The following is a 22,036-nucleotide window of genomic DNA, read 5'->3' as shown; positions in this document are numbered from 1 at the left end:
GCTGTGGAGGACGGGACCACGTAAAAGCCCCGTTCCGGGCTGCTGCTCCTGCGGCGGAACTGGAGCAGCAGCCCGGAACGGGGCGGGAGATACGGGAGGAGCCGGCTAGATTTCGACGACGCCGTGATCGGTTTCGAACCGCACCGAGAGGATGCCCGGCTCGCCCTTGGGGGCCGTCCAGGCGACCTTGACGTCCTCAAGCAGGTCGTCCACCGGGGTGCCGAGCCAGTCGGCCACGCGGGCCGAGGAGCCTGCGATCGTCAGGCCGATCAACTTGACGGTGGCCGGGCGGGCATTGGACGGGTGCAGCACCTCGGTGCCGTCGTCCCAGCGGATCATGTAGGGCACCTGCGGATCAGCGATCAGGCCCTTGATGCCGATCTGCTGCCAGGTCAGTTCCTGACCGTCCGGGAACTTGCGGTTGCCGGGCACGGCGCTGCGGCCAAGCCGCTCCTCGAAGGGCTTGAGGTCCTTGACCTCGACGCACCAGCCCATCCAGCCGCCGCCGGCCTGGGACCGGGCCCGTACCGCCTGCCCGAAGGGCGCCTTGTCCGAGGCCGGGTGCTCCAGTACCTCGACTACCTCGAGGTAGTGGCGGTTCGTCAGCGGGAAGATGGTGTTGCGGGTGCCGAAACGGGGGTGCACGCCCCCCTTGACGGCCTCGATGCCCAGGACCTTCGAAATCCGCTCGGTAGTGGCGGCCAGGCCATCGGGTTCAGCAGCATATGAGACATGATCGAAGCGCATGGCATCATCTTGGCATTTTGTGATCCGCGTCTCGACTTAGGCAAGCCTTAGTGGCAAATGCGGGCATGCGGCCCAGCGTGCGGCCGGCCTGATTCACATGCCGTCACATAAGCCGTCCCTAACTTGCCGCAGGGCTCGGCCATGGGCGAACCTGTAGTGAGGTCATGAGTGCCAGCACGAAGCCCCGGCTTGCTGGCCGGCAACCCTCCAACCGCGGTGGGGTGCCCCGGGTGAGGACCTGGCCTTCCGCCATGAGGCGGCAGGCAAGCGCGGGTCGCACTCCAGGCACGCCGGAACAGCCGGCGTCCTGACCGGTGGACCCCCAAGTTGAGGGAGTAGCCAAATGTCCAATGACTGGTCTTTCGAAACCCGCCAGATCCACGCCGGCCAGGAGCCGGATGCAGCCACCGGCGCGCGGGCGCTGCCGATCTACCAGACGACGTCGTTCGTCTTCCCCAGTGCCGAAAGCGCGGCGAACCGCTTTGCGCTGCAGGAACTGGCCCCGATCTACACCCGGATCGGCAACCCGACCCAGGAAGCAGTGGAAACCCGGATCGCCAGCCTTGAAGGCGGCGCCGGCGCGCTGCTGCTGTCCTCCGGGCAGGCCGCCTCCACCTACGCCATCCTCAACCTCGCCCAGGCAGGGGACCACATCGTGGCCAGCCCCAGCCTCTACGGCGGCACCTACAACCTGCTGAAGAACACGCTGGTCAAGTTCGGCATCGAGGTCAGCTTCGTCGCGGATCCGGACAACCTGGACCAGTGGCGCGCGGCCGTGCAGCCCAATACCAAGGCGTTCTTCGGCGAGGTGGTCTCCAACCCGCGCCAGGACGTGCTGGACATCGAGGGCGTCAGCGCCGCCGCCCACGCCGCCGGCGTGCCGCTGATCGTGGACAACACCCTGGCCACCCCGTACCTGATCCGGCCGATCGAGTGGGGCGCGGACATCGTGGTGCACTCGGCCACCAAGTACCTCGGCGGCCACGGCACCGCCATCGGCGGGGTGATCGTGGATGCGGGCAGCTTTGACTTCGCCGCGGATCCGGAAAAGTTCCCGGGCTTCAACACCCCGGACGAGAGCTACAACGGGCTGGTGTTCGCCCGCGACCTCGGGGTCGGCTCGGCGCTCGGGGCCAACCTGGCGTTCATCCTCAAGGCCCGCGTCCAGCTGCTGCGGGACCTGGGCTCGGCGCTGTCTCCGTTCAATGCCTTCCTCATTGCCCAGGGCCTGGAAACCCTGAGCCTGCGCGTGGAGCGGCACGTGGCGAACGCTCAAAAGGTGGCCGAGTTCCTCGAAGCCCACGACGACGTCGAGTCGGTGGCCTACGCCGGCCTGCCGTCCAGCCCGTGGTACGAGCGCGGGCGCAAGTATGGTCCGAAGGGCACCGGATCCATCATCGCCTTCGAGATCGCCGGCGGCCTCGAGGCGGGCCAACGCTTCGTGGACGGCCTGGAGCTGCACTCGCATGTGGCCAACATCGGCGATGTGCGTTCGCTGGTCATCCACCCGGCCTCGACCACCCACGCGCAGCTTTCGCCTGCCGAACAGGCCGCTGCCGGCGTTACCCCGGGCCTGGTCCGGCTGGCCGTGGGCATCGAGCACATCGACGACATCATTGCGGACCTGGAAGCAGGCTTCCGGTCCGCCAAGTCCGCCTAGCGAGAGAGCGGGAGCGAATTTGACCACTGCGCAGCCACAGGAACTCGTGGACACCGCCGGCGACGGAACGTTGCGTTTCGTTTCGATCGGAGCCCTGGAACTGGAAACGGGCGGCTTCCTGCCCGACGTCGTTCTGGGCTTCGAAACCTGGGGCACCCTGAACGAGGATGCCTCCAACGCGGTGCTGATCGAACATGCCCTGACCGGCAGCACGCATGTGGCCCGCGGAACCTCGGACGAGGACGGCTGGTGGGATTCCCTGGTGGGTCCCGGCGCCACGATCGACACGGACCACTACTTCGTGGTGGCCGCGAACATGCTCGGCGGCTGCTACGGATCCACCGGCCCGTCCTCGCCGGCGCCGGACGGCCGTCCGTGGGGCTCCCGCTTTCCGTTCGTCACCATCCGGGACTCGGTCCGGGCAGAGGCGCGGCTGGCCGAACTGCTGGGGATCCGGCGCTGGCACGCGGTGGTCGGCGGCTCCATGGGCGGGGCCCGGGCCCTGGAATGGGCCGTCACCTATCCGGAGCGGACGGCGCGCTGTGCGGTGATTTCCTGCGGCGCGGCCAGTACTGCGGAGCAGATCGCCTTCGCCCAGGCCCAGGTGGCGGCCATCCGGCTGGATCCGGACTTCGCCGGCGGCGACTATTACGGCGGGCCTGTCCCGGAAGCCGGTCTGGGCATCGCGCGGCGGATCGCGCACATCACCTACCGTTCCGAGCCTGAACTGGAGTTCCGCTTCGGCCGCGCCGCCCAGGCCGACGAGCGGCCGTTCGGCGGCGTCACCCACGCCGCGCGCGGCCGCTATGCCGTGGAGAGCTATCTGGACTACCAGGCCGGCAAGCTGGTGGGCCGCTTCGATGCCAACAGCTACCTCGTGCTGACCGAGGCCCTGATGAGCCATGACATCGCCCGCGGCCGGGGCTCCGTGGAGGAGGCCCTGGCCGGGGTGGACACCGAGTTCTTCATTGCCGCCGTGGACTCGGACCGCCTGTACTTCCCGGAGCAGTCGCGCCAGCTGGCCCAGTCCCTGCCGAATCCGGCCAAGGTGCACACCATCGAGACCCCGATCGGCCACGACGGGTTCCTCACCGACATCCACCAGCTGGATGCGGAGCTGGTCAGGTATTTCTTCCCGCTAAGCCCCTCCGTAAAGTAGCTTCCAACGGCCGGACCGCGGCCGGACGCTACCACCGGTGGGGCCGCCATGCACCACAACCCAGCGCAGGCCGAGGCCAGGATCGCGCGGTTCGTCGTCGAACACCTGGAACCTGCGGTCCACGGCCTCCACTGGCCGCTGGCCGTGGAAGCCTGGGACTGTCCGGATGCCCCGGTACCCTTCGCCGAGGCCGTGCGCCAGCGCTACGAACCGGTCCGGACCGGGCAGCCCTGGGGCGCCCCGTGGGGGACCACGTGGTTCCGGCTCAGCGGTACCTTTCCCGACGCCGGCGGGATCCGGCTTTCCGGGCGCCGGCCCGAGGTGCTCGTCGACCTCGGCTTCACCCCGGAGCTGCCCGGCTTCCAATCCGAAGGCCTTGGCTATGCCGCAGACGGCACGGTGCTCAAGGGCCTGTCCCCGTTCAACCGGCACCTTCCGCTGGCCGCCCGGCCCGGGGAAGCGCTCGAACTCTATGTGGAAGCGGCTGCCAACCCCGATATCGCCGAGGGCTTCACCTTCATCCCCACCACGCTGGGGGATCCGGCCACTGCCGGCCGGCAACCGCTGTACCGCTTCGGCGGGGCGCAGCTGGTGCTGCGCGAGGCGGTGGTCTGGGACCTGCTGCAGGACATCCGCACCTTGGTCTCGCTCATGCTGGCGCTGCCGGACCGGCTGCCCCGGCGGGCCGGAATCCTGCACACGCTGGAACGGATGCTGGAGGTGCTGGATCCCCAGGACATCGCCGGCACGGCCGCGGCGGCCCGGGCGGTGCTGGCCGGGGCGCTGGCCGCCCCGGCGGCCGCCGGCGCGCACCGGATCTACGCCGTCGGACATGCCCATATCGATTCGGCCTGGCTGTGGCCGGTGCGCGAAACCGTCCGCAAGGTGGCCCGGACCTTCGCCAACGCCCTGGACCTGATGGACCAGGACCCCGGGTTCGTTTTCGCGGCCTCGTCCGCCCAGCACTACGCCTGGCTCAAGGAGCACTATCCGGCCCTGTACGCGCGGGTGAAGCAGAAGGTCGCCGCCGGCCAGTTCGTCCCGGCCGGCGGCATGTGGGTGGAGGCGGACACCAATCTGCCCGGCGGTGAGGCACTGGCCCGGCAGTTCGTCGCCGGCAAGCGGTTCTTCCTGGACGAATTCGGCGTGGAGCCGCTGGACGTCTGGCTGCCGGACAGCTTCGGCTATTCCGCCTCCCTGCCGCAGATCGCCCGCGCCGCCGGGTCGCGCTGGTTCCTGACCCAGAAGCTGTCCTGGAACGACACCAACCGGTTTCCACACAGCACGTTCGCCTGGGAGGGAATCGACGGCAGCCGGATCTTCGCCCACCTGCCGCCGGTGGACAGCTACAGTTCGGACCTGTCCGGGCTCGAGCTGGCCGGGGCCGAGCGCCGGTACGCCGAGCAGGGCGCGGCGAACAGCTCGCTGGTGCCGTTCGGCTGGGGCGACGGCGGCGGCGGGCCCACCCGCGAAATGCTGGCGGCCGCCCGGCGGGCCGCCGATCTCGAGGGCTCGCCCCGGGTCCGGCTGTCCAGCCCCGCGGGGTTCTTCAGCGCGGCGGAGGCCGAATACGCCGATCCGCCGGTCTGGAGCGGGGAGCTCTACCTGGAATTCCACCGCGGCACCTACACCTCGCAGGCCGGCACCAAGCACGGCAACCGCCGGTGTGAGCATCTGCTCCGGGAAGCCGAGCTGTGGGCGGCCACCGCGGCCGTACGCGGCACGGCGTCCTATCCCTATGACGCGCTGCAGGCCGCGTGGCGGACGGTGCTGCTGCAGCAGTTCCATGACATCCTGCCCGGATCCTCGATCGCCTGGGTGCACCGCGAGGCGGAACACCATTACCGGCAGCTGGCTGCGGAGCTGAACCTCGCGGTCGAAACGTCGCTGCGCACCCTGCTGGGCCGCGGCACTTCCGCGGTGCTGGCCAACGCCGGGCCCTATCCGCTGGACGGTGTCCCGGCGCTGGGGGCCGCGCCGGCACCGCTGCCGGCGGACGGTGCCGGACCGGGCCGCCGGGACAGCGTCGGCGTCGAGTCGTCGGAGCACGGCTGGGTCCTGTCCAACGCCCGGCTGCACGTCCGACTGGACGCCGGGGGACTGGTCTGCTCGGTCCTGGACACCGCCAGCGGCCGCGAACTCATCCCGGCCGGCCGGCGCGCCAATGTCCTGCAGCTGTTCCGCGACGTTCCGGCCCAGTGGGATGCCTGGAACCTGGACCGGCACTACGAGGCACCGGTCACCGAGTTGCGCAGCATCGAGTCCGTCGCGACGGCGGCCAATGCGGCTGCGGCCTCCGTGAGCATCCGCCGCAGCTTCGGCGCCTCGCAGGTGGTGCAGACCCTGACCTTGGCGGCGGACAGCCAGGCGCTGGAGATCGAGACCGTGGTGGACTGGCACGAACGCCGGAAGCTGCTCAAGCTGGCCTTTGCGCTCGACGTCCATGCGGACCGGGCTGCCTCGGAGATCCAGTTCGGACACATCTACCGGCCGACGCACGCCAATACATCCTGGGACGCAGCCCGCTTCGAAACCGTCGCCCAGCGCTGGGTGCACGTCGGCGAGCCGGACTATGGGGCCGCGGTGGCCAACGACGCCTGCTACGGCCACGACATCCGCCGCCTGGCCGGCGACGGCGCCCCCTTCACCCAGATCCGGCAGTCGCTGCTGCGGGCGGCGCTGTATCCGGATCCCGGGGCGGACCAGGGCACGCACACCTTCCGCACCACGCTGGTGCCCGGGGCCGGCATTCCCGAAGCGGTGCGGGCCGGCTACCGGCTGAACTTGCCGCTGCGCCGGCTCGACGGCGTGGCGGCACGGGCGCTTGAGCCGCTGTTCACGGTAGACAACCCGGCGGTGGTCATCGAGGCCGTCAAACTGGCCGAGGACCGCAGCGGGGACGTGGTGCTCCGGCTGTATGAGGCCCACGGCGGGCGGGCGCAGGCCCGGCTGGCCGCCGGCTTCAAGTATGCGCAGGTCCAGGCCACGGACCTGCTGGAACGGCCGGTCGACGCCCAGTGGCTCGACGCCTCCGGAGCGGGCACCGCCGTCGTCCGGCTCAGGCCCTTCCAGCTGGCCACGCTGCGGTTCCGGCGGGCCTAAGGCCCGTGATCCTGCAGCCGCAGTTCCAACGGGCGATGCAGGAACCGCCCATAGCGTTCGACGGCGGCGGCCAGGGCCCGCCGTTCGCCGCCGTCGAGTGCATGGTCGGGCCGGGCCTCCACGGTTGCGGCCTCCGGCCCGAGGACATGGCGCCACAGGCCGGCCTGGAACCCGTCGATCAGCAGCGGATGCAGGCTGAGATTCGCATTGCCCAGGCGCAGCCCGGCCCCCTCGCGCCGGTTAAACAAGTAGCCGCGGGTCGGGGTGTAGCCCATCACCATCTCGTCGTAGCACTGGAGGAGATCAACGCGGGGCAGGCGCGGAGCATGTGACCCGTCCGGTACCGCGAGGAAGAACTCGTGGCCGTCGAACTCCCGGCGCTCCAACGCACCGGCTGGAGTGCCTGCCAGGCCGCGCCGGATATCGGCCATGGTCAGGCCGGACCACAGGGAGCAGTCCTTCACCGTGGCCGGACCATGGCCGGAGAAGTAGCGCAGCACCAGCCGGGCCAAGGCCGCATCCCGCTCGACCGGCGCGGCGGGCGGCACCCGGTCTTCGAACAGTGCGTAGGTCGGCCGCACCGACCCGCCCGTGGTGGTGCGCGGCGCCCCGCTGACCAGCAGCATGTCCAGTTCGGCATTGAGCACCAGGTGTCCCAGCAGCTGGCCGTGGACCGGGCTGCCGCGCAGCTTCTCCCCGGTCCGGACCAGTACGCCGGCCCGTTCCAGCGCGGCACCGAGTTCCTGCCGGTCCAGATGGGTGCCGGAGGCGAGGGCATCGGCGAAGGCGTCCTTGGCCCGCCCCAGGAGGGCGCCGTCGATGCCGAGCTCGCGGTCCCGGCTTTTCATGGCCGCACGGACCCGCGGGCCGGAAAGTTCCAGCAGCCAGCGCGCATCGTCGCGGTGCACCAAGTGCCAGGTCGGCCGCAGCACGTGGGTGCGCAGCAAAGTGCCGTCTGCGAGCGCGTGGTCCACGGCAGTGGCGCTGTCCCGGCCGTTCCCGGCGCAGCGTTGGGCCACCGACCAGCGGGCGTACGCATACTCTTGCGCCTGCACGGCGAGCAGGCGGCGCACGGCGGCACCGGCGTCGCCAGCTCCCGCGCCCCAGACCTGCTGGGCCAGCAACCGTTGCCGCACGACGTCGAAGGGTCTCACGGCCGGATCCTCATTCGTGCGCCGGCCCCGCCGGAAACTCCGCGGTGCCCGGCGGCATGCCGGGGCCGAAGATCGGCTCGGGGAGGGGCCGCTTGGCGGAAATGCCGTCGCCCAGGGAGCGGTGCCGCAGCCGGCGCAGCACCCAGGGCATCAGGTGGTTCCGGGCCCAGACCAGATCCTCGGAGCGGGCCGTGCGCCACTGCTTGGGCGGCAGCGGGGCCGGGACTTCCGGATGCAGCTGGTGCGGCACGTTCAGCGCGTCCAGGACCATGGCGGCGATGATGTGGTGGCCCAGGGGCGAGAAATGCAGCCGGTCCGGGGCCCACATCCTCGGATCCTTGAGCTGGCGCAGTGCCCACAGGTCGGCGATGATCGCGTCATGCCGGGCGGCGATGGTGCGCACGTTCTCGTTGAAGATGGCGGCCCGGCCGCGCACCGTGCTGAGCAGGGGAGTGGTGCCGGTGTCCGGGGCGGTGAAGAGCAGCAGCGTGGCACCGCTGCTGCGCAGTTTCGCGATCCCCACATCCAGCGTCTCGGCCAGCGCATCCGGGTCCGCGCTGGGGCGGATGACGTCGTTGCCGCCGGCGCAGATGCTGACCAGGTCAGGCTGCAGCTCCAGCGCCGGACCCAGCTGCTCGTCCATGATCTGGCGCAGCAGCTTGCCGCGGACGGCCAGATTCGCATAGGCGAAGTCCACGTGGTCCCGCGCCAGCTCCTCCGCCACGCGGTCGGCCCAGCCGCGGTGGCCGCCGGGGCTGTTCGGGTCCGGGTCGCCGAGGCCCTCGGTGAAGGAATCCCCGATGGCCACGAACCGGTTCCACGGGTGGTGCAGCTGCGCGTCGCTCACAGGCCCATCCTGTCAACCCGGCGGCGGATCCGCGACCCTCGCTTCCGGCCGGACAGCGGCAGAAACCTGAACCACCTTTCAGAAAACGCTGGCGCCCGCCTGCGCCGGCCGCTAGGGTGGCAGCAGGCGGCCGACGGGGATCCACTCCGGAGGCACGGATCCACCCCGGGGAGGATGGCATGGTGCTGCTGGACGGAATTGCTTCGCGGCGGATCGACACGTCCCGGCTGGCGGTCAACGTGCTCGAACGTGCGGGGGATCCGCCTGGCGGAACCCCGGTGGTGTTCATCCACGGCAACCTGTCCTCGTCGCTGTTCTGGCAGGAAGCCATGCTCGCGCTGCCGGCCGGCTACCGGGTGCTGGCGCCGGACCTGCGCGGCTTCGGGGACACCGATCCGCTGCCGGTGGATGCCACCCGCGGACTGCGGGACTTCAGCGACGACCTGGCCGCGACGCTGGAGGCGCTGGGGCTCGACGCGGCGCATCTGGTCGGCTGGAGCATGGGCGGCGGAGTGGCCATGCAGTATGCGCTGGACCACCCGGTGCTCAGCTTGACCCTGCAGGCTCCGGTGTCGCCCTACGGCTTCGGCGGCACCGGCGGGCCCGAGGGCAGGCGGCTGAGCGAGGACGACGCCGGCTGCGGGGCCGGCGGGGTCAACCCGGACTTCGTGGCGCGGCTGGCGGCGGGGGACCGGAGCGAGGAAGCGGCCACCTCCCCGCTGGCGGTCTACCGGGCCGCCTACGTGCATGCCGGCTTCCGGTCCGTGCACGAGGAGATCTGGCTCGAGTCGATGCTCAGCAGCCGCACCGGGCCCGACCACTATCCCGGGGATTCGGCCGCGACGGACGCCTGGCCCGGCTTTGCCGCCGGCGGCCGCGGGATCGCCAATGCGATGGCGCCGGGCTATTTCAATACCAGCGGCCTGGTGGAGCTGGCCCGGAAGCCTGACATCCTGTGGATCCGCGGGGACTCGGACGCCATCGTGTCGGATGCCTCGGCATTCGACATCAACTACCTGGGGCAGCTGGGAGCGGTTCCCGGCTGGCCCGGGGAGCAGACGGCCCCGGCGCAGCCGATGCTGGCGCAGACACGGGCGGTGCTGGACAAATACCGGGCGAACGGCGGCCGGTCCCGCGAGGTGGTGCTGGCCAACTGCGGGCATTCGCCGCACTTGGAGTACCCGGAGCAGTTCCTGGCGGCCCTGACGGAGCATATCGGCGGCGTCTAGTTGAAGGTTCAACTAATTTGTGGAATCATATCCGCATGACCGAAACAACTTACAAGCCCGTCGTCGTCTGGTCCAAGCCCGAGGCCGAACGCACCGGCACCCCGCTGCTGGTGCTCTTCCATGGCTACCTTTCCAACGAACAGGACCTGATGGGCCTGGTACCCGGCCTGCCGGAGGAATTCACCGTGGCCGCCGTCCGGGCCCCGGTGGCCCTGGGGCCGGGCTACACCTGGTTCCCGCTGATGCACGAGCCGGACTTCTCCGTGGAGAAGGTGACCCGGGCGGTGGCCGATGTCTGGTCCTGGCTCGACTCGGTCAAGGACCAGCACAGCAGCGTCTCGGTGCTCGGCTTCTCGATGGGTATGGCGGTGGCTACCTCGGTGCTGCGCCACCGGCCGGAGGAGATTGCCGCCGTCGTCGGGCTTTCCGGCTTCGCCATTCCGGCCGCCGGGGACCCGTTCTTCAACGACGAAGCGGTCAAGGCCATCAAGCCGCCGCTGTTCTGGGGCCGCGACCAGGCGGACCAGGTCATCACCGCGGACAAGGTGGAGTTCACCCATGCCTGGGCCAATGAGCACGTGGACCTGACCAAGGTGCTGTACGCCGGCATCGGCCACGGCATCAATGCCCAGGAACTGGCGCACGTCAAGGAATTCCTGACCTACAAGGTGCTCAACGCCTGAGCGTCCGCGGCCGGGCGGCTGGCGCAGGACGGCCGCTCAGCCTCGGGTGATGCGCACGGTCCGGCGGTTGACGCTGACCGTGTCGCCGTCGTGCAATTGGCGTCCGCGCCGGGTTTCGATCTCCCCGTTGACCTTCACCAGGCCGTTCTCGATCAGTTCCTTCGCCTCGGTGCCATCCTCGGCCAGGCTAGCCAGCTTGAGCAATTGGCCCAGCCGGATCATCTCGTCACGGATGGGCACGTCATCAATGTCATCGGAAGCCATGGATCAATCATGCCCGACGGCGCCGGCCCGCCGATGCCTTAAAGTTGCCGCGTGCCGTCTTCCGCCAAACTCCCGCTGCTCCTGTCCGTGCCCCTCGCCGTCGCCACCGGACTGACGATGCCGGTCCAGGGGCGCGTCAACGGTGCCCTCGGTGTCGCGCTTGGCGACGGGCTGGCGGCGGCGCTGGTCAGCTTCGGTACCGGGCTGGCGGTCATGCTGGTCATCTCGGCGGTGCTGCCCGCCGGCCGGGCCGGGCTCCGGCAGGTCCTGCCCGCCCTGCGCGGGCGCAGCTTTCCGCGCTGGTACCTGCTGGCCGGCTGCCTCGGTGCCTTCATGGTCTTTTGCCAGGGGCTGACGGTGCCGCTGCTGGGAGTCGCGCTGTTCACGGTCGCCACGGTGGCCGGCAGTTCCGTGTCCGGGCTGCTGGTGGACCGGCTGGGCCTGGGCCCCGCGGGACGGAAGCCGGTCAGCCTGATGCGTACGCTCAGCGCCCTGCTGACCGTGACCGGCGTCATCTGGGCCGTCTCGCCGAAGTTCGCCGGCGGCGACGGGCCCGGCTGGCTGCTGCCGGTCCTGCTCCCGCTGCTGGCCGGTTTCCTGCGCAGCTTCCAGCAGGCGATGAACGGGACCCAGTCGGTCCACTATGGCAACCCGTTCACCGCCACGCTGATCAACTTCACCGTTGGCAGTGCGGCCCTGGCGCTGCTGTGGGGGATCAAATGCGCCGTGGCAGGCGCGGGCAATCCGCTGCCGGAGCAGTGGTGGCTCTACCTGGGCGGACCGATGGGCACCGTCTTCGTGGTGCTGGCCAACCTGCTCGTGCGCAGCCTCGGGGTGCTGGCGGCCGGCCTGTCCACGATCGCCGGCCAGTTGCTGGGCTCGCTGGCCCTGGACCTGCTGGTCCCGGCCGCCGGAACGCAGGTGACGGCGGCAGCGGTGGCGGGCACGCTGCTTACGCTCGCGGCCATGGTGCTGGCCACCCTGCCCTGGACCCCCGGGTACCGGCGCATGCCGGCCGGTACCCTCGCGGATGCGCCGGCGGAGCGGGCCGTGCCGGAGCGGGAGCTCCGCCGCTGACCCTGCCGGTCCGCTGCGTTGTGCGCCGAAACGGCCCAGAGCCTAGGGTTAGGGCTTGTGACTCGAGTTCAATCCCGGCAGGCAAGCAGGATCCCGCTGCCGCTGTCGCTGCCCCTGGCGGTGGTGGCAGGGCTGGCCATGTCGGCCCAGGGCCGTGTCAATGGCGCCCTCGGCGCCCGTCTGGGCGACGGACTGGCCGCGGCCGTCATCAGTTTCGGTATCGGCTTGGTGCTGATGGCTGCGCTCACAGTGCTGCCGCCTGCCGGGCGCCGGGCGCTGAAGCGGGTCCGCCCGGCCCTGCGCGAGCGGAAGTTCCCGCTGTGGTACCTGCTGGCCGGCGCCAGCGGCGCCTTCCTGGTCATGAGCCAGGGCGTGACCGTGGCGGTGACCGGCATCGCGCTGTTCACTGTGGCCGTGGTGTCCGGCCAGTCGGTCAGCGGCCTGTTGGTGGACCGGATCGGGCTGGGGCCCGGCGGCAGGAGGTACCTGACCGGGCTCCGGATCCTCAGCGCGCTGCTCACGGTGGCGGCCGTGGTCTGGGCAGTGTCGCCGAAATTCTCGACCGGCGGGCCGACGGCGGCCTGGCTGCTGCCGCTGGCGCTGCCCCTGCTGGCCGGCTTCCTGCAGAGCTTCCAGCAGGCCCTGAACGGCACGCAGACGATGCATTACGGTTCGCCGGCGCCGGCCACGCTGATCAATTTCATCGTCGGATTCCTGCTGCTGTGCCTGGCCTGGCTGGTGAAGCTGGCGGTTGCCGGCGGAGCGGAGCCGTTGCCTGCCCAATGGTGGTACTACCTGGGCGGTCCGCTGGGGTGCTTCTTTATTCTGGTGGGCGCGGTGGTGGTGGCCAGCCTGGGCGTGCTGCTGACCGGCCTGGGCATGATCGCCGGCCAGTTGCTGGGCGCACTGCTGCTGGATGCCTTTTTCCCGGTGCCGGGATCCGTCATTGCGACGGCGACCGTGCTCGGCACGCTGCTGGCCCTGGCGGCGATGGTGCTCGCCACGCTGCCCTGGCCGCGCGCGGCGTTTCCCGCGGCCCTGCGCAGAGGCCGGCGCACCGGCCGCTAGCGGACTGCCGGCGTCGTGATCATTGCGGGCGCGCGGCCAGCCGGTCGACCGCCCGCTCGAGGTCTTCGATGAATAGCGCGGCGAGCTCGCGCGAAAAGCCGTGGCGGACCACAGCGCGCAGTACCGATTGGGCGTGGCCCCGTCCTGGCCTGCGGACTTCCGGCGCTCGCGCCAGCGCTACTTCAACGCCATACCGGCCAGCATCGCGGCCTCGCTTGAGCCGGTGGTCGAGCATCCGGTAGCCGCCGCCTCCGGGTGCGAATCGGCCGGGGCATGCCACAGGTCGGCGAGCATGTTGACGCAGCGCCGTTCGATTTCGGCGGTCTGCAGGTACGCGTTCTTGTCGATCATATTCTTGGCGAGCGTCTCGGCGATGATCCGGCCTGGGGTTCCATCCAGGTCGTCACCAAGGTTGCCAGGTTCAGGCGTGCGCTGCCTGCCGGTATCGAAGCTTCCGGCAGGCGGCGGTGCGGATTTTCGGCCACGTCGGCCACGTCCGCAAAGCGCGGCTTGACGGGCAGTTCCGGTCCCTGATGGTGTTTACGCATCGGCATGACAGGCACGCTTGTCCTACCCGGCACCCTGGCTGGTCTGCTGCAGCGCATCCCGGCGGCTTCGGTAGGCTAGTGTGGAAGCTTCGCAATACGCAGACCACTGCCCCGGAACGGCGGCAGCACGCCTGTGCCCGAACCACCGCGGACCGCACCCAGCGGCCCTGTAGAGACTGGAGTACTACCTCATGGCAGCAGCCAAATCCAAGCTTGACCCCATCATTTCGCTGGCCAAGCGCCGCGGCTTTGTCTTCCAGGCCGGCGAAATCTACGGTGGTTCGCGTTCGGCCTGGGACTATGGCCCCCTCGGCGTGGAGTTCAAAGAAAACATCAAGCGCCAGTGGTGGCAGTCCATGGTCCGCGGCCGCGAGGACGTGGTGGGCCTGGACTCCTCGGTGATCCTGCCCCGCCAGGTCTGGGAAGCCTCCGGGCACGTGGAGGTCTTTTCCGACCCGCTGGTGGAGTGCCTGAGCTGCCACAAGCGCTACCGCGCGGACCACCTCGAGGAAGAGTATGAGGAGAAGAAGGGCCGGGCCCCCGAAAACGGGCTGAAGGACATCGCCTGCGCCAACTGCGGCACCAAGGGCGAGTGGACCGAGCCTCAGGAATTCTCCGGCCTGCTGCGCACCTTCCTCGGCCCGGTGGCCAACGAGGAAGGCCTGCACTACCTGCGGCCGGAGACCGCGCAGGGCATTTTCGTGAACTTCAACAACGTGCTGACCACCTCGCGCCGGAAGCCGCCGTTCGGCATCGGCCAGATCGGCAAGAGTTTCCGGAACGAAATCACCCCGGGCAACTTCATTTTCCGGACCCGCGAATTCGAGCAGATGGAGATGGAGTTCTTCGTCGAGCCCGGGACGGACGAGGAATGGCACCAGTACTGGATCCAGGCCCGCCTGCAGTGGTACATCGACCTGGGCATCAACCCGGACAACCTGCGCCTCTTCGAACACCCGCTGGAGAAGCTCAGCCACTACTCCAAGGGCACCACTGACGTGGAATACCGCTTCGGCTTCCAGGGCTCGGAATGGGGCGAGCTGGAGGGCATCGCGAACCGCACGGACTTCGACCTGTCCACCCACACCAAGCATTCCGGCGTGGACCTGAGCTACTTCAACCAGGCCACGAACGAGCGCTACATCCCCTACGTCATCGAGCCGGCCGCCGGCCTGACCCGGTCCTTCATGGCGTTCCTGGTGGATGCCTACACCGAGGACGAGGCGCCGAACACCAAGGGCGGGGTGGACAAGCGCACGGTGCTGCGGCTGGACCCGCGGCTGGCCCCGGTCAAGGCGGCGGTGCTGCCGTTGAGCCGGAACGAGGACCTTTCCCCCAAGGCCAAGGACCTGGCCGCCGCGCTGCGGCGGAACTGGAACATCGAGTTCGACGACGCCGGGGCCATCGGCCGCCGCTACCGCCGCCAGGACGAGATCGGCACCCCGTTCTGCATTACCGTGGACTTCGACACGCTCGACGACCAGGCGGTCACCATCCGCGAGCGGGACTCGATGGCCCAGGAACGGGTGGGCCTGGACAAGGTCGAGGCCTGGCTGGCCGGGCACCTTGCCGGCGCCTAGGAAGGGGACGGCGTGCCTGAGTTGACCTTCCGCGACTGGCGGGACGGGGACGACCTTGTCCTGCTGCAGATCTGGGGAGATCCGGAAAGCGGTCCGGCCGGGCAGTTCCGCGGCGTCCTCAGGCCGCCGTCGGAGACGCCATGGTCGCGCTGCATCGTGGCCGAGGACCAGGGCATCCCGGTAGCTGCCGGGGCGGTCTACGAGACGAGCCTGCATCCGGACCGGCTCTGGCTGTACGTGGAGGTGGCCAAGGACCATCGGCGCGCCGGGGTGGCCACGGCCCTGCTGGAGCGCCTGCGGGCCGAGGCCGCCCAGGCCCCGTCGGGCGTCAGCCGGCTGCGCGCCAAGGTGGAGCCGGGCAGTACCGGCGCCGCCTTCGCCGCCGCAGCCGGACTGCAGCCGATCCAGCGTTCCCGCGTGGTGGTGGTCCAGCCCGGCGCGCTGCCGGTGCCGAACCCGGGGACCGGTGCCGGTCCGGCGCTGGACGAGGCCGCCACCGGCTCGGTGGAACTGACCCAGGCCCTGGTGCAGTTCTACAACGCCGTACACGGCTGGGACCGCTCGGACATGACGGTGGGCCGGGCGCAGCAGATGCTGCTGGGCGAAGCTGCCGGTGCCTCCGGCGCCGTCGTGCTGCGGGATGCGCCCAAGGAACAGGACGGGAAGATCACCGCGTTCGCGATCAGCTACACCCAGTCCCGGACCGATGCCCCTTCGGATGTGCTGCTGGGGTATGATCCGGCGCTCAGCGACGCCGCGGCGCAGGCGGCCGTCGCCCAGCTGCTGGCCCTGTTGGTGCACCAGTATCCGGTCCAGCTGGAAGTGGATGACGCGATGACGGCCCTGACCGCGGTGCTGGAGCCGCTGCTGGCCGCCGGCACCGCGTCCGTGGCCGGGACCGAGACGGTCATCCTCAGCAACTGAGAGGATTGGGCCATGCCGCTGCCCGGCCCCGGACTGGCCACCTACCTGCACTGGCTCGGCTCCGCCGCCGGGCGGCTGGAGGCCAATGCCCGGCAGGCCGGGCTCGAAGCGCCGGTGCCCACTTGTCCGGGCTGGACCGTGCGGGACCTGCTGGTCCACCAGGGCATGGTGCACCGCTGGGCCACGGCGAACATCGCCGGATCCGCGGCCGCCGGCCTGCCGGCGGGGCTGGCCGCCGATGAGGTGGCCCGCCGGGCCGAGGCGGCCGGCTACGCCGCGGCAGACCTGCCCGGCTGGTTCCGCAGCGGATCCGACGCATTGGCCGCGGCGCTGGCGGGCGCGCCGGCGGATCTTGCCGCCATGGTCTTCCTCCGGGACGCGCCGGCGCCGCGCGAGTTCTGGGCCCGGCGGCAGGCGCACGAAACCGCCATCCACGCCGTCGACGCCTTGGCTGCGGTGCTTGGCCGGACCCCGCTGGCGGATGAGTCCGGGATCGGCCCGGCGCAGGCGCTTGACGGCGTCGACGAGCTGCTGTGCGGCTTCCTGCCCCGGCGCAGGACGCAGCTGCGCACGGAAGGGCCGGTGCTGGTGCACATCAGGGCCGTTGACGGTCCCGGGCCGGACACCGGATCGGGGCCGTCGGCATGGAATGTGCAGCTGGGCCAGGAACCGCCCCGCACCGAACGGGCCGCGGCCGTCCCCGACCGTGCAGACGCCATCATCAGCGCTGCGCCTGCCGCGCTGTACCTGGGTCTGTGGAACCGCGGCGGCGAACTGGAGGCAGGCGGCGACGCCGGCGTGCTTCAGCTGTGGCGGCAGCAGATGCGGGTGAGCTGGTCCTGAGCGCCGATTTGTCCGGATTTGAGAGAATAGGACCGTGACTGTTACCGCTGTACCCGCCCCGGGTGCCAAGCTGGAGCTTCCACCGCTCAAGCTTGGCCCGCTCACCATCGACGTGCCGGTTGTCCTGGCGCCCATGGCCGGCATCACCAACAAGGCCTTCCGCCGGCTTTGCCGTGAGTACGGGGGAGGGTTGTATGTGGCGGAAATGGTCACTTCCCGCGCGCTCGTGGAGCGCAACCGGGAATCAATGCGCATCATTTCCCACGACGAGGACGAGAAGGTCCGGTCGGTCCAGCTGTACGGGGTGGACCCCAAGACTGTCGGCGCCGCGGTGCGGATGCTGGTGGAGGAGGACCGTGCGGACCACATCGACCTGAACTTCGGCTGCCCCGTCCCGAAGGTCACCCGCCGCGGCGGCGGCTCGGCCCTGCCGTGGAAGACGGACCTGTTCACCGCCATCGTCCAGGCGGCCACCCGGGAGGCGGCCCGCGGCAATATCCCGCTGACCATCAAGATGCGCAAGGGCATCGACGAGGACCACCTGACCTTCATCGACGCCGGCCGGATCGCCCGCGACGCCGGAGTCGCCGCCGTCGCCCTGCACGGCCGGACCACCAGCCAGTTCTATTCCGGCCAGGCGGACTGGAACGCCATCGCCGAGCTGCGCGAGGCGCTGCCGGACATCCCGGTGCTGGGCAACGGCGACATCTGGAGCGCCGAAGACGCCGTGCGCATGGTGGAGCAGACCGGAGTCGACGGCGTCGTCATCGGCCGCGGCTGCCAGGGCCGCCCCTGGCTCTTCGGCGACCTGCAGGCCGCCTTCGAAGGCACCGGCCGCCGGTTCCGCCCGGGCCTGAAGGAAGTGGCCGACAGCTTCTACCGGCACGCCGAGCTGCTGGTGGAGTACTTCGAAGACGAAGGCAAGGCGCTGCGGGACATCCGCAAACATGTGGCCTGGTATTTCAAGGGCTATATGGTCGGCGGCGAACTGCGCGCCGCGCTGGCCGCGGTCCCCACCCTCGAGGTGCTGCGCGGGCTGCTGGACCAGCTGGACGCCACCGCCCCCTATCCGGGGGCCGACGCTGAAGGACCGCGCGGGCGGGCGGGCACGCCCAAGCGTCCGGCGCTGCCGGACGGCTGGCTGAAGACCCGGGAACTGGACGAGAACCACCGGGCCATGATCGCCGCGGCCGAACTGGATGTCTCCGGTGGCTGAGCCGACGGCGATCCAGCCACCGCCGCTGACCGCCGGCTACACCGAGCCGGACCAGGAACGCTGGGTCGCCGAGGAACATAAGAACACCTACCGCACGCACTTCGAGCGCGACCGGGCACGGGTGCTGCATTCCTCCGCGCTGCGCCGGCTCGGGGCCAAGACCCAGGTGGTCTCCCCGGATACCGACGACTTCGTCCGGACCCGGCTGACGCACAGCCTGGAGGTGGCGCAGATCGGCCGCGAACTGGGCCGGACGCTGGGCTGCGACCCGGACGTGGTGGACGCCGCGTGCCTGTCCCATGACCTGGGCCACCCGCCCTTCGGACACAACGGCGAGAGCGCGCTCAATGCCGCCGCGCATGCAATCGGCGGCTTCGAAGGCAATGCGCAGACGCTGCGGCTGCTCACCCGGCTGGAACCCAAGGTGGTCCGCCTCGACGGCGAGCCGGCCGGGCTGAACCTGACCCGGGCCAGCCTGGACGCCGCCTGCAAGTACCCGTGGACTGTCGCCGAGGCACCGGTAATCCACGGCAAGCGCACCAGCAAGTTCGGCGTCTACGAGGATGACCTGCCGGTGTTCGAATGGGCGCGGCAGGGGGCGCCGGAGCACCGCGCCTGCATGGAGGCCCAGGTGATGGACCTGGCCGACGATATTTCCTACTCCGTCCATGACGTCGAAGACGCCATTGTGGCGGGGCGGTTCCAGCTGCGCTGGTTGGACAACCCGGACCACCGCAGCCGGGTGATCGGCTACACCCAGCAGTGGTACCTGCCGCACAGCGACGCCGCCGAGGTGGACGAAGCGCTCGCCCGTCTGGAGGCGTCCGGGGTCTGGGTGCCGGAGGCGGACGGCAGCCGCAAGGCGATGGCCGCGCTGAAGGACATGACCAGCCAGCTGATCGGCAGGTTCTGCTCCAGCGCCATGCAGGCCACCCGGGCGATCTACGGACCGCAGCCGCTGACCCGGTACTCGGCCGAGCTGGTCGTGCCGCCGGAAACCGTGACGGAGATCGCGGTCATGAAGGGCCTGGCCACCACCTTCGTGATGACCTCGGACATCCGCCAGCCCATCTATGAGCGCCAGCGGGAAATCCTCACGGACCTGGTCACCGAACTGCACGCCACCGGCGACCGCTACCTGGAACCGGCCTTCGCGGCCGACTGGCGGGCCGCGGACAGCGACGTGGCGCGGCTGCGCGTGGTGATCGACCAGATCGCCTCGCTCACCGACGTGTCCGCGATCGCGCTGCACGAACGGCTGATGGGCAGCCACCGGACCCTGCTGTAGCGGGAACGCTGGCCTAAGTTGCGCGGCCAAACCCGCCCGGAGCAGCGCCTAGCGTCCAGTGGCTGCCCCTTCCCTCGCGGCGCGTCTCGCTTTCCCGCTGCTCGCATGCTCGCAGCGGGGCCCTCAGCGCTAGCTTCGGGCGGGGACCCCTGCCACTAGACTTATATCCATGGCCGGACTGATTAAGCGCGAAGACATCGACGAAGTCCGGCAGCGTACCGACATCAAGGACATCGTCGACGGCTACGTCACGCTCAAGTCCGCCGGCATCGGCTCATTCAAGGGCCTGTGCCCGTTCCACGACGAGCGCTCGCCGTCCTTCCACGTGCGCCCGCAGGTGGGGACCTACCACTGCTTCGGCTGCGGGGAGAGCGGGGACGTAATCTCCTTCCTGCAGAAGATGGACCACACGACCTTCACCGAAACGGTGGAGAAGCTGGCGCACCGGATCAACTACACGCTGCGCTACGAGGACGGCGGCACCGGGCCGCGCCGGGAGGACGTCGGCCGGCGGCAGCGCCTGCTGGACGCGCACAAGGTCGCCGCGGAGTTCTTCCGCGCGCAGCTGATCACCCCTGCCGGGGCGGCCGGGCGGCAGTTCCTCGCCGGCCGCGGCTTCGACCAGGAGGCCTCGGAGCATTTCGGCGTCGGCTTCGCCCCGCAGGGCTGGGACGGACTGCTCAAGCACCTGACCGGGCGCGGCTTCAGCCAGGACGAGCTGAAGCTTACCGGCATGTTCTCGGAAGGCAACCGGGGGATTTACGACCGCTTCCGCGGCCGCCTGGTCTGGCCCATCCGGGACATCGCGGGGGACACCATCGGCTTCGGTGCCCGCAAGCTCTTCGACGAGGACCAGGGCCCCAAATACCTCAATACCCCGGAAACCACGCTCTATAAGAAATCCCAGGTACTGTACGGGATCGATCTGGCCAAGCGGGACATCGCCCGCGGACGCCAGTTGGTGGTGGTGGAAGGCTATACGGACGTGATGGCCTGCCACCTGTCCGGGATCACGACGGCGGTGGCCACCTGCGGAACGGCCTTCGGCACGGACCACATCAAGATTGCCCGCCGGCTGCTTTCCGACGACGGTACCGGCGGCGAGGTGATCTTCACCTTCGACGGCGACGAGGCCGGCCAGAAGGCGGCGCTGCGCGCGTTCGAGGAAGACCAGCGGTTCATCGCCCAGACCTACGTCGCGGTCGAACCCACCGGGGCGGATCCGTGCGACCTGCGCATGACCCGCGGGGAGGACGCGGTCCGCGCCCTGATCGCCTCCCGCCGGCCTTTGTTCGAATTCGCGATCAAGGCCACACTGAAGAAATTCGATCTGGACACCGTCGAGGGCCGCGTGCGCGCGCTGCGGGCCAGTGCCCCGGTGGTGGCCCAGATCCGGGACACCGCGATGCGCCCGGCCTACGCCCGCGAGCTGGCTGGCTGGCTGGGAATGGACGTGGACGAGGCGATGCGGGCGGTGCTGGCGGCCGGCAAAAGGCTGTCGGCCCAGGCGCGCGAGGGGACGGACCACAAGGGCGGGAGCCGGAACGACGGCAGGCACCCGGGTGCCGGTGCGGGACACGACGGCGCCGGGCATCACGAGGCCGGCCGGAATGGCCGCAGCGGCGGGGACCGCGATGCGCCCCGGGAAGGACCGCAGGCGGCCCCGGACAGCCCGCCCGCAGTTCCCGCATTCAGCCGGCCGGATCCGCGGGATCCGGTCGTGCGGATGGAACGGCAGGCCCTGGAGGTGGCACTGCAGCAGCCGGCCCTGCTTGATGCCGACCAGTGGCAGCGCTTCGCCGGTGCCCGGTTTACCGCTCCGGCACACGCCGCCGTGCATACCGCCATCGGGGCTGCCGGCAGGTCAGGTGCCACTTTGTCCCAGTGGGTGGAGCGCGTGCGCCAGGAAGCTCCGGAGGAACTGCGGTCGTTCGTGTCCGAGCTGGCGGTCAGCCCGCTGCCGGCACGCGACGGCGACGGGCTGAACCTGTACTGCCGGGGCATCATGAACCGGATGTTCGACCTGCAGATCGCCCACCTGAAGGCAGAGAAGATGGGCCAGCTGCAGCGCATGGACCCGGCAGCGGATCCGGAGGCCTTCGCGCAGATCAACCGCGAGCTGATGGAACTGGAAATGCAGCGGCGCGCCTTGCGCGGGGACTAGCCGCGCCCGCCGGCCTGGCGATTTCCGTTTGGGGCCCGCCATTGTGTAGAGTCTTATCCGTTGCTTTCCCCCGTAGCTCAATTGGCAGAGCATTCGACTGTTAATCGAAGGGTTACTGGTTCGAGTCCAGTCGGGGGAGCTGAAGGAGGCTCCGTCCACGTTTGTGGGCGGGGCCTTCGCTTTTCGGCAGCATCCGCCCCCGGCGTTACCGGACCGTACTCAGGCCCCGGTACCGTTGCGGGCTGGCAGCCGGGCCAATTCCGGACACGACGGCGCGCCGGCCGCAGCCGACGAACCTGCACCACGCAGGCGGACTTTGCCATGGCCCCGGCCGGTTTTTGGAATCGGCCGGCGGCCTGCTAAAGTTTTATCTGCTTCATTCCCCCGTAGCTCAATTGGCAGAGCATTCGACTGTTAATCGAAGGGTTACTGGTTCGAGTCCAGTCGGGGGAGCGGGAGAGACGAAAACCTCCGTGCGGAACC

At 70.0% G+C, this 22,036-nt stretch carries 18 protein-coding genes, 2 tRNA genes and 1 riboswitch; of the genes, 15 read left to right on the top strand and 5 right to left on the bottom strand.

All coding sequences use genetic code 11. From position 1 onward, the window contains the following. Positions 1-105 precede the first annotated feature (105 nt). A complete protein-coding gene (locus LVY72_RS00775) occupies positions 106-747 on the bottom strand; it encodes a VOC family protein (RefSeq protein WP_237817543.1) in 642 nt (213 codons plus the stop codon). Positions 748-907: 160 nt separating this feature from the next. Further along, a riboswitch (SAM riboswitch) is annotated at positions 908-1,023 on the top strand. Between the two features lie 67 nt (positions 1,024-1,090). Between LVY72_RS00775 and LVY72_RS00770 the strand changes: the two genes are divergently transcribed. From LVY72_RS00770 to LVY72_RS00760, 3 genes are read left to right on the top strand one after another with little or no spacing between them, the layout of a single operon-like run. Further along, on the top strand, positions 1,091-2,407 hold the full coding sequence (locus LVY72_RS00770; protein ID WP_237817542.1) for a bifunctional o-acetylhomoserine/o-acetylserine sulfhydrylase: 1,317 nt from the start codon (positions 1,091-1,093) through the stop codon (positions 2,405-2,407). Positions 2,408-2,426: 19 nt separating this feature from the next. Beyond that, complete coding sequence (gene metX, locus LVY72_RS00765; protein WP_237817541.1) at positions 2,427-3,566, top strand: homoserine O-acetyltransferase MetX; 1,140 nt, start codon at positions 2,427-2,429, stop codon at positions 3,564-3,566. Positions 3,567-3,614: 48 nt separating this feature from the next. Further along, positions 3,615-6,668: an alpha-mannosidase gene (locus LVY72_RS00760; protein ID WP_237817540.1), complete on the top strand. Its 3,054-nt coding sequence runs from the start codon at positions 3,615-3,617 to the stop codon at positions 6,666-6,668. Here LVY72_RS00760 and LVY72_RS00755 read toward each other — a convergent pair. Then, on the bottom strand, positions 6,665-7,822 hold the full coding sequence (locus LVY72_RS00755) for a winged helix DNA-binding domain-containing protein (protein ID WP_237817539.1): 1,158 nt from the start codon (positions 7,820-7,822) through the stop codon (positions 6,665-6,667). The genes LVY72_RS00760 and LVY72_RS00755 overlap by 4 nt on opposite strands. 10 nt (positions 7,823-7,832) lie before the next feature. Beyond that, positions 7,833-8,669, bottom strand: coding sequence for an SGNH/GDSL hydrolase family protein (locus LVY72_RS00750; RefSeq protein ID WP_237817538.1), 837 nt, complete (start codon positions 8,667-8,669; stop codon positions 7,833-7,835). Positions 8,670-8,848: 179 nt separating this feature from the next. Between LVY72_RS00750 and LVY72_RS00745 the strand changes: the two genes are divergently transcribed. After that, positions 8,849-9,898 (top strand): alpha/beta hydrolase, encoded by a 1,050-nt coding sequence (locus tag LVY72_RS00745; RefSeq protein ID WP_237817537.1) that lies wholly within the window; start codon positions 8,849-8,851, stop codon positions 9,896-9,898. A gap of 35 nt (positions 9,899-9,933) precedes the next feature. After that, complete coding sequence (locus LVY72_RS00740) at positions 9,934-10,581, top strand: alpha/beta hydrolase (protein ID WP_237817536.1); 648 nt, start codon at positions 9,934-9,936, stop codon at positions 10,579-10,581. 36 nt (positions 10,582-10,617) lie between these two features. Here the strand turns inward: LVY72_RS00740 and LVY72_RS00735 are convergent, their stop codons facing one another. Beyond that, on the bottom strand, positions 10,618-10,845 hold the full coding sequence (locus tag LVY72_RS00735) for an RNA-binding S4 domain-containing protein (protein ID WP_237817535.1): 228 nt from the start codon (positions 10,843-10,845) through the stop codon (positions 10,618-10,620). Between the two features lie 51 nt (positions 10,846-10,896). Here LVY72_RS00735 and LVY72_RS00730 point away from each other — a divergent pair, with 51 nt between their 5' ends. Both LVY72_RS00730 and LVY72_RS00725 read left to right on the top strand, forming a co-directional pair. After that, positions 10,897-11,922, top strand: a complete 1,026-nt coding sequence (locus LVY72_RS00730; protein ID WP_237817534.1) for a DMT family transporter — start codon at positions 10,897-10,899, stop codon at positions 11,920-11,922. 57 nt (positions 11,923-11,979) lie between these two features. Next, on the top strand, positions 11,980-12,990 hold the full coding sequence (locus LVY72_RS00725; RefSeq protein WP_237817533.1) for a DMT family transporter: 1,011 nt from the start codon (positions 11,980-11,982) through the stop codon (positions 12,988-12,990). Between the two features lie 177 nt (positions 12,991-13,167). Here LVY72_RS00725 and LVY72_RS00720 read toward each other — a convergent pair whose 3' ends face one another. Further along, positions 13,168-13,389 (bottom strand): pyridoxal-dependent decarboxylase, encoded by a 222-nt coding sequence (locus LVY72_RS00720; RefSeq protein ID WP_443627199.1) that lies wholly within the window; start codon positions 13,387-13,389, stop codon positions 13,168-13,170. 340 nt (positions 13,390-13,729) lie between these two features. On the opposite strand from LVY72_RS00720, the gene LVY72_RS00715 reads away from it, so the two are divergent. The 8 genes from LVY72_RS00715 to LVY72_RS00680 all read left to right on the top strand — a co-directional run bounded on the left by LVY72_RS00715 (position 13,730) and on the right by LVY72_RS00680 (position 22,006). After that, positions 13,730-15,118, top strand: coding sequence for a glycine--tRNA ligase (locus tag LVY72_RS00715; RefSeq protein WP_237817531.1), 1,389 nt, complete (start codon positions 13,730-13,732; stop codon positions 15,116-15,118). A gap of 12 nt (positions 15,119-15,130) precedes the next feature. Further along, positions 15,131-16,042 (top strand): GNAT family N-acetyltransferase, encoded by a 912-nt coding sequence (locus LVY72_RS00710; RefSeq protein WP_237817530.1) that lies wholly within the window; start codon positions 15,131-15,133, stop codon positions 16,040-16,042. A gap of 12 nt (positions 16,043-16,054) precedes the next feature. Continuing rightward, a complete protein-coding gene (locus LVY72_RS00705) occupies positions 16,055-16,885 on the top strand; it encodes a maleylpyruvate isomerase N-terminal domain-containing protein (RefSeq protein ID WP_237817529.1) in 831 nt (276 codons plus the stop codon). A gap of 34 nt (positions 16,886-16,919) precedes the next feature. Beyond that, complete coding sequence (gene dusB / locus LVY72_RS00700) at positions 16,920-18,101, top strand: tRNA dihydrouridine synthase DusB (protein ID WP_237817528.1); 1,182 nt, start codon at positions 16,920-16,922, stop codon at positions 18,099-18,101. Beyond that, positions 18,085-19,389 (top strand): deoxyguanosinetriphosphate triphosphohydrolase, encoded by a 1,305-nt coding sequence (locus LVY72_RS00695; RefSeq protein ID WP_237817527.1) that lies wholly within the window; start codon positions 18,085-18,087, stop codon positions 19,387-19,389. The genes dusB and LVY72_RS00695 overlap by 17 nt, the downstream gene beginning before the upstream one ends. A gap of 169 nt (positions 19,390-19,558) precedes the next feature. Then, positions 19,559-21,553: a DNA primase gene (dnaG, locus tag LVY72_RS00690; protein ID WP_237817526.1), complete on the top strand. Its 1,995-nt coding sequence runs from the start codon at positions 19,559-19,561 to the stop codon at positions 21,551-21,553. Between the two features lie 66 nt (positions 21,554-21,619). Then, positions 21,620-21,692, top strand: a tRNA-Asn gene (locus LVY72_RS00685). A 241-nt stretch (positions 21,693-21,933) separates the two neighbouring features. Further along, positions 21,934-22,006: transfer RNA gene (locus LVY72_RS00680), tRNA-Asn, on the top strand. Positions 22,007-22,036: the final 30 nt, after the last annotated feature.

The sequence above is a fragment of the Arthrobacter hankyongi genome (genome assembly GCF_022012395.1).
Taxonomy (GTDB): Bacteria; Actinomycetota; Actinomycetes; order Actinomycetales; family Micrococcaceae; genus Crystallibacter; species Crystallibacter hankyongi.
The sequence above is the reverse complement of the archived record's forward strand: the minus strand, read 5'-3'. Positions and strand labels throughout refer to the sequence as shown.

Coding starts and splice junctions, on each gene's coding strand:
- LVY72_RS00775 (WP_237817543.1), bottom strand. CDS start 747: ATGCGCTTCGATCATGTCTCATATGCTGCTGAACCCGATGGCCTGGCC.
- LVY72_RS00770 (WP_237817542.1), top strand. CDS start 1,091: ATGTCCAATGACTGGTCTTTCGAAACCCGCCAGATCCACGCCGGCCAG.
- LVY72_RS00760 (WP_237817540.1), top strand. CDS start 3,615: ATGCACCACAACCCAGCGCAGGCCGAGGCCAGGATCGCGCGGTTCGTC.
- LVY72_RS00745 (WP_237817537.1), top strand. CDS start 8,849: ATGGTGCTGCTGGACGGAATTGCTTCGCGGCGGATCGACACGTCCCGG.
- LVY72_RS00740 (WP_237817536.1), top strand. CDS start 9,934: ATGACCGAAACAACTTACAAGCCCGTCGTCGTCTGGTCCAAGCCCGAG.
- LVY72_RS00735 (WP_237817535.1), bottom strand. CDS start 10,845: ATGGCTTCCGATGACATTGATGACGTGCCCATCCGTGACGAGATGATC.
- LVY72_RS00715 (WP_237817531.1), top strand. CDS start 13,730: ATGGCAGCAGCCAAATCCAAGCTTGACCCCATCATTTCGCTGGCCAAG.
- LVY72_RS00705 (WP_237817529.1), top strand. CDS start 16,055: ATGCCGCTGCCCGGCCCCGGACTGGCCACCTACCTGCACTGGCTCGGC.
- LVY72_RS00695 (WP_237817527.1), top strand. CDS start 18,085: ATGTCTCCGGTGGCTGAGCCGACGGCGATCCAGCCACCGCCGCTGACC.
- dnaG (WP_237817526.1), top strand. CDS start 19,559: ATGGCCGGACTGATTAAGCGCGAAGACATCGACGAAGTCCGGCAGCGT.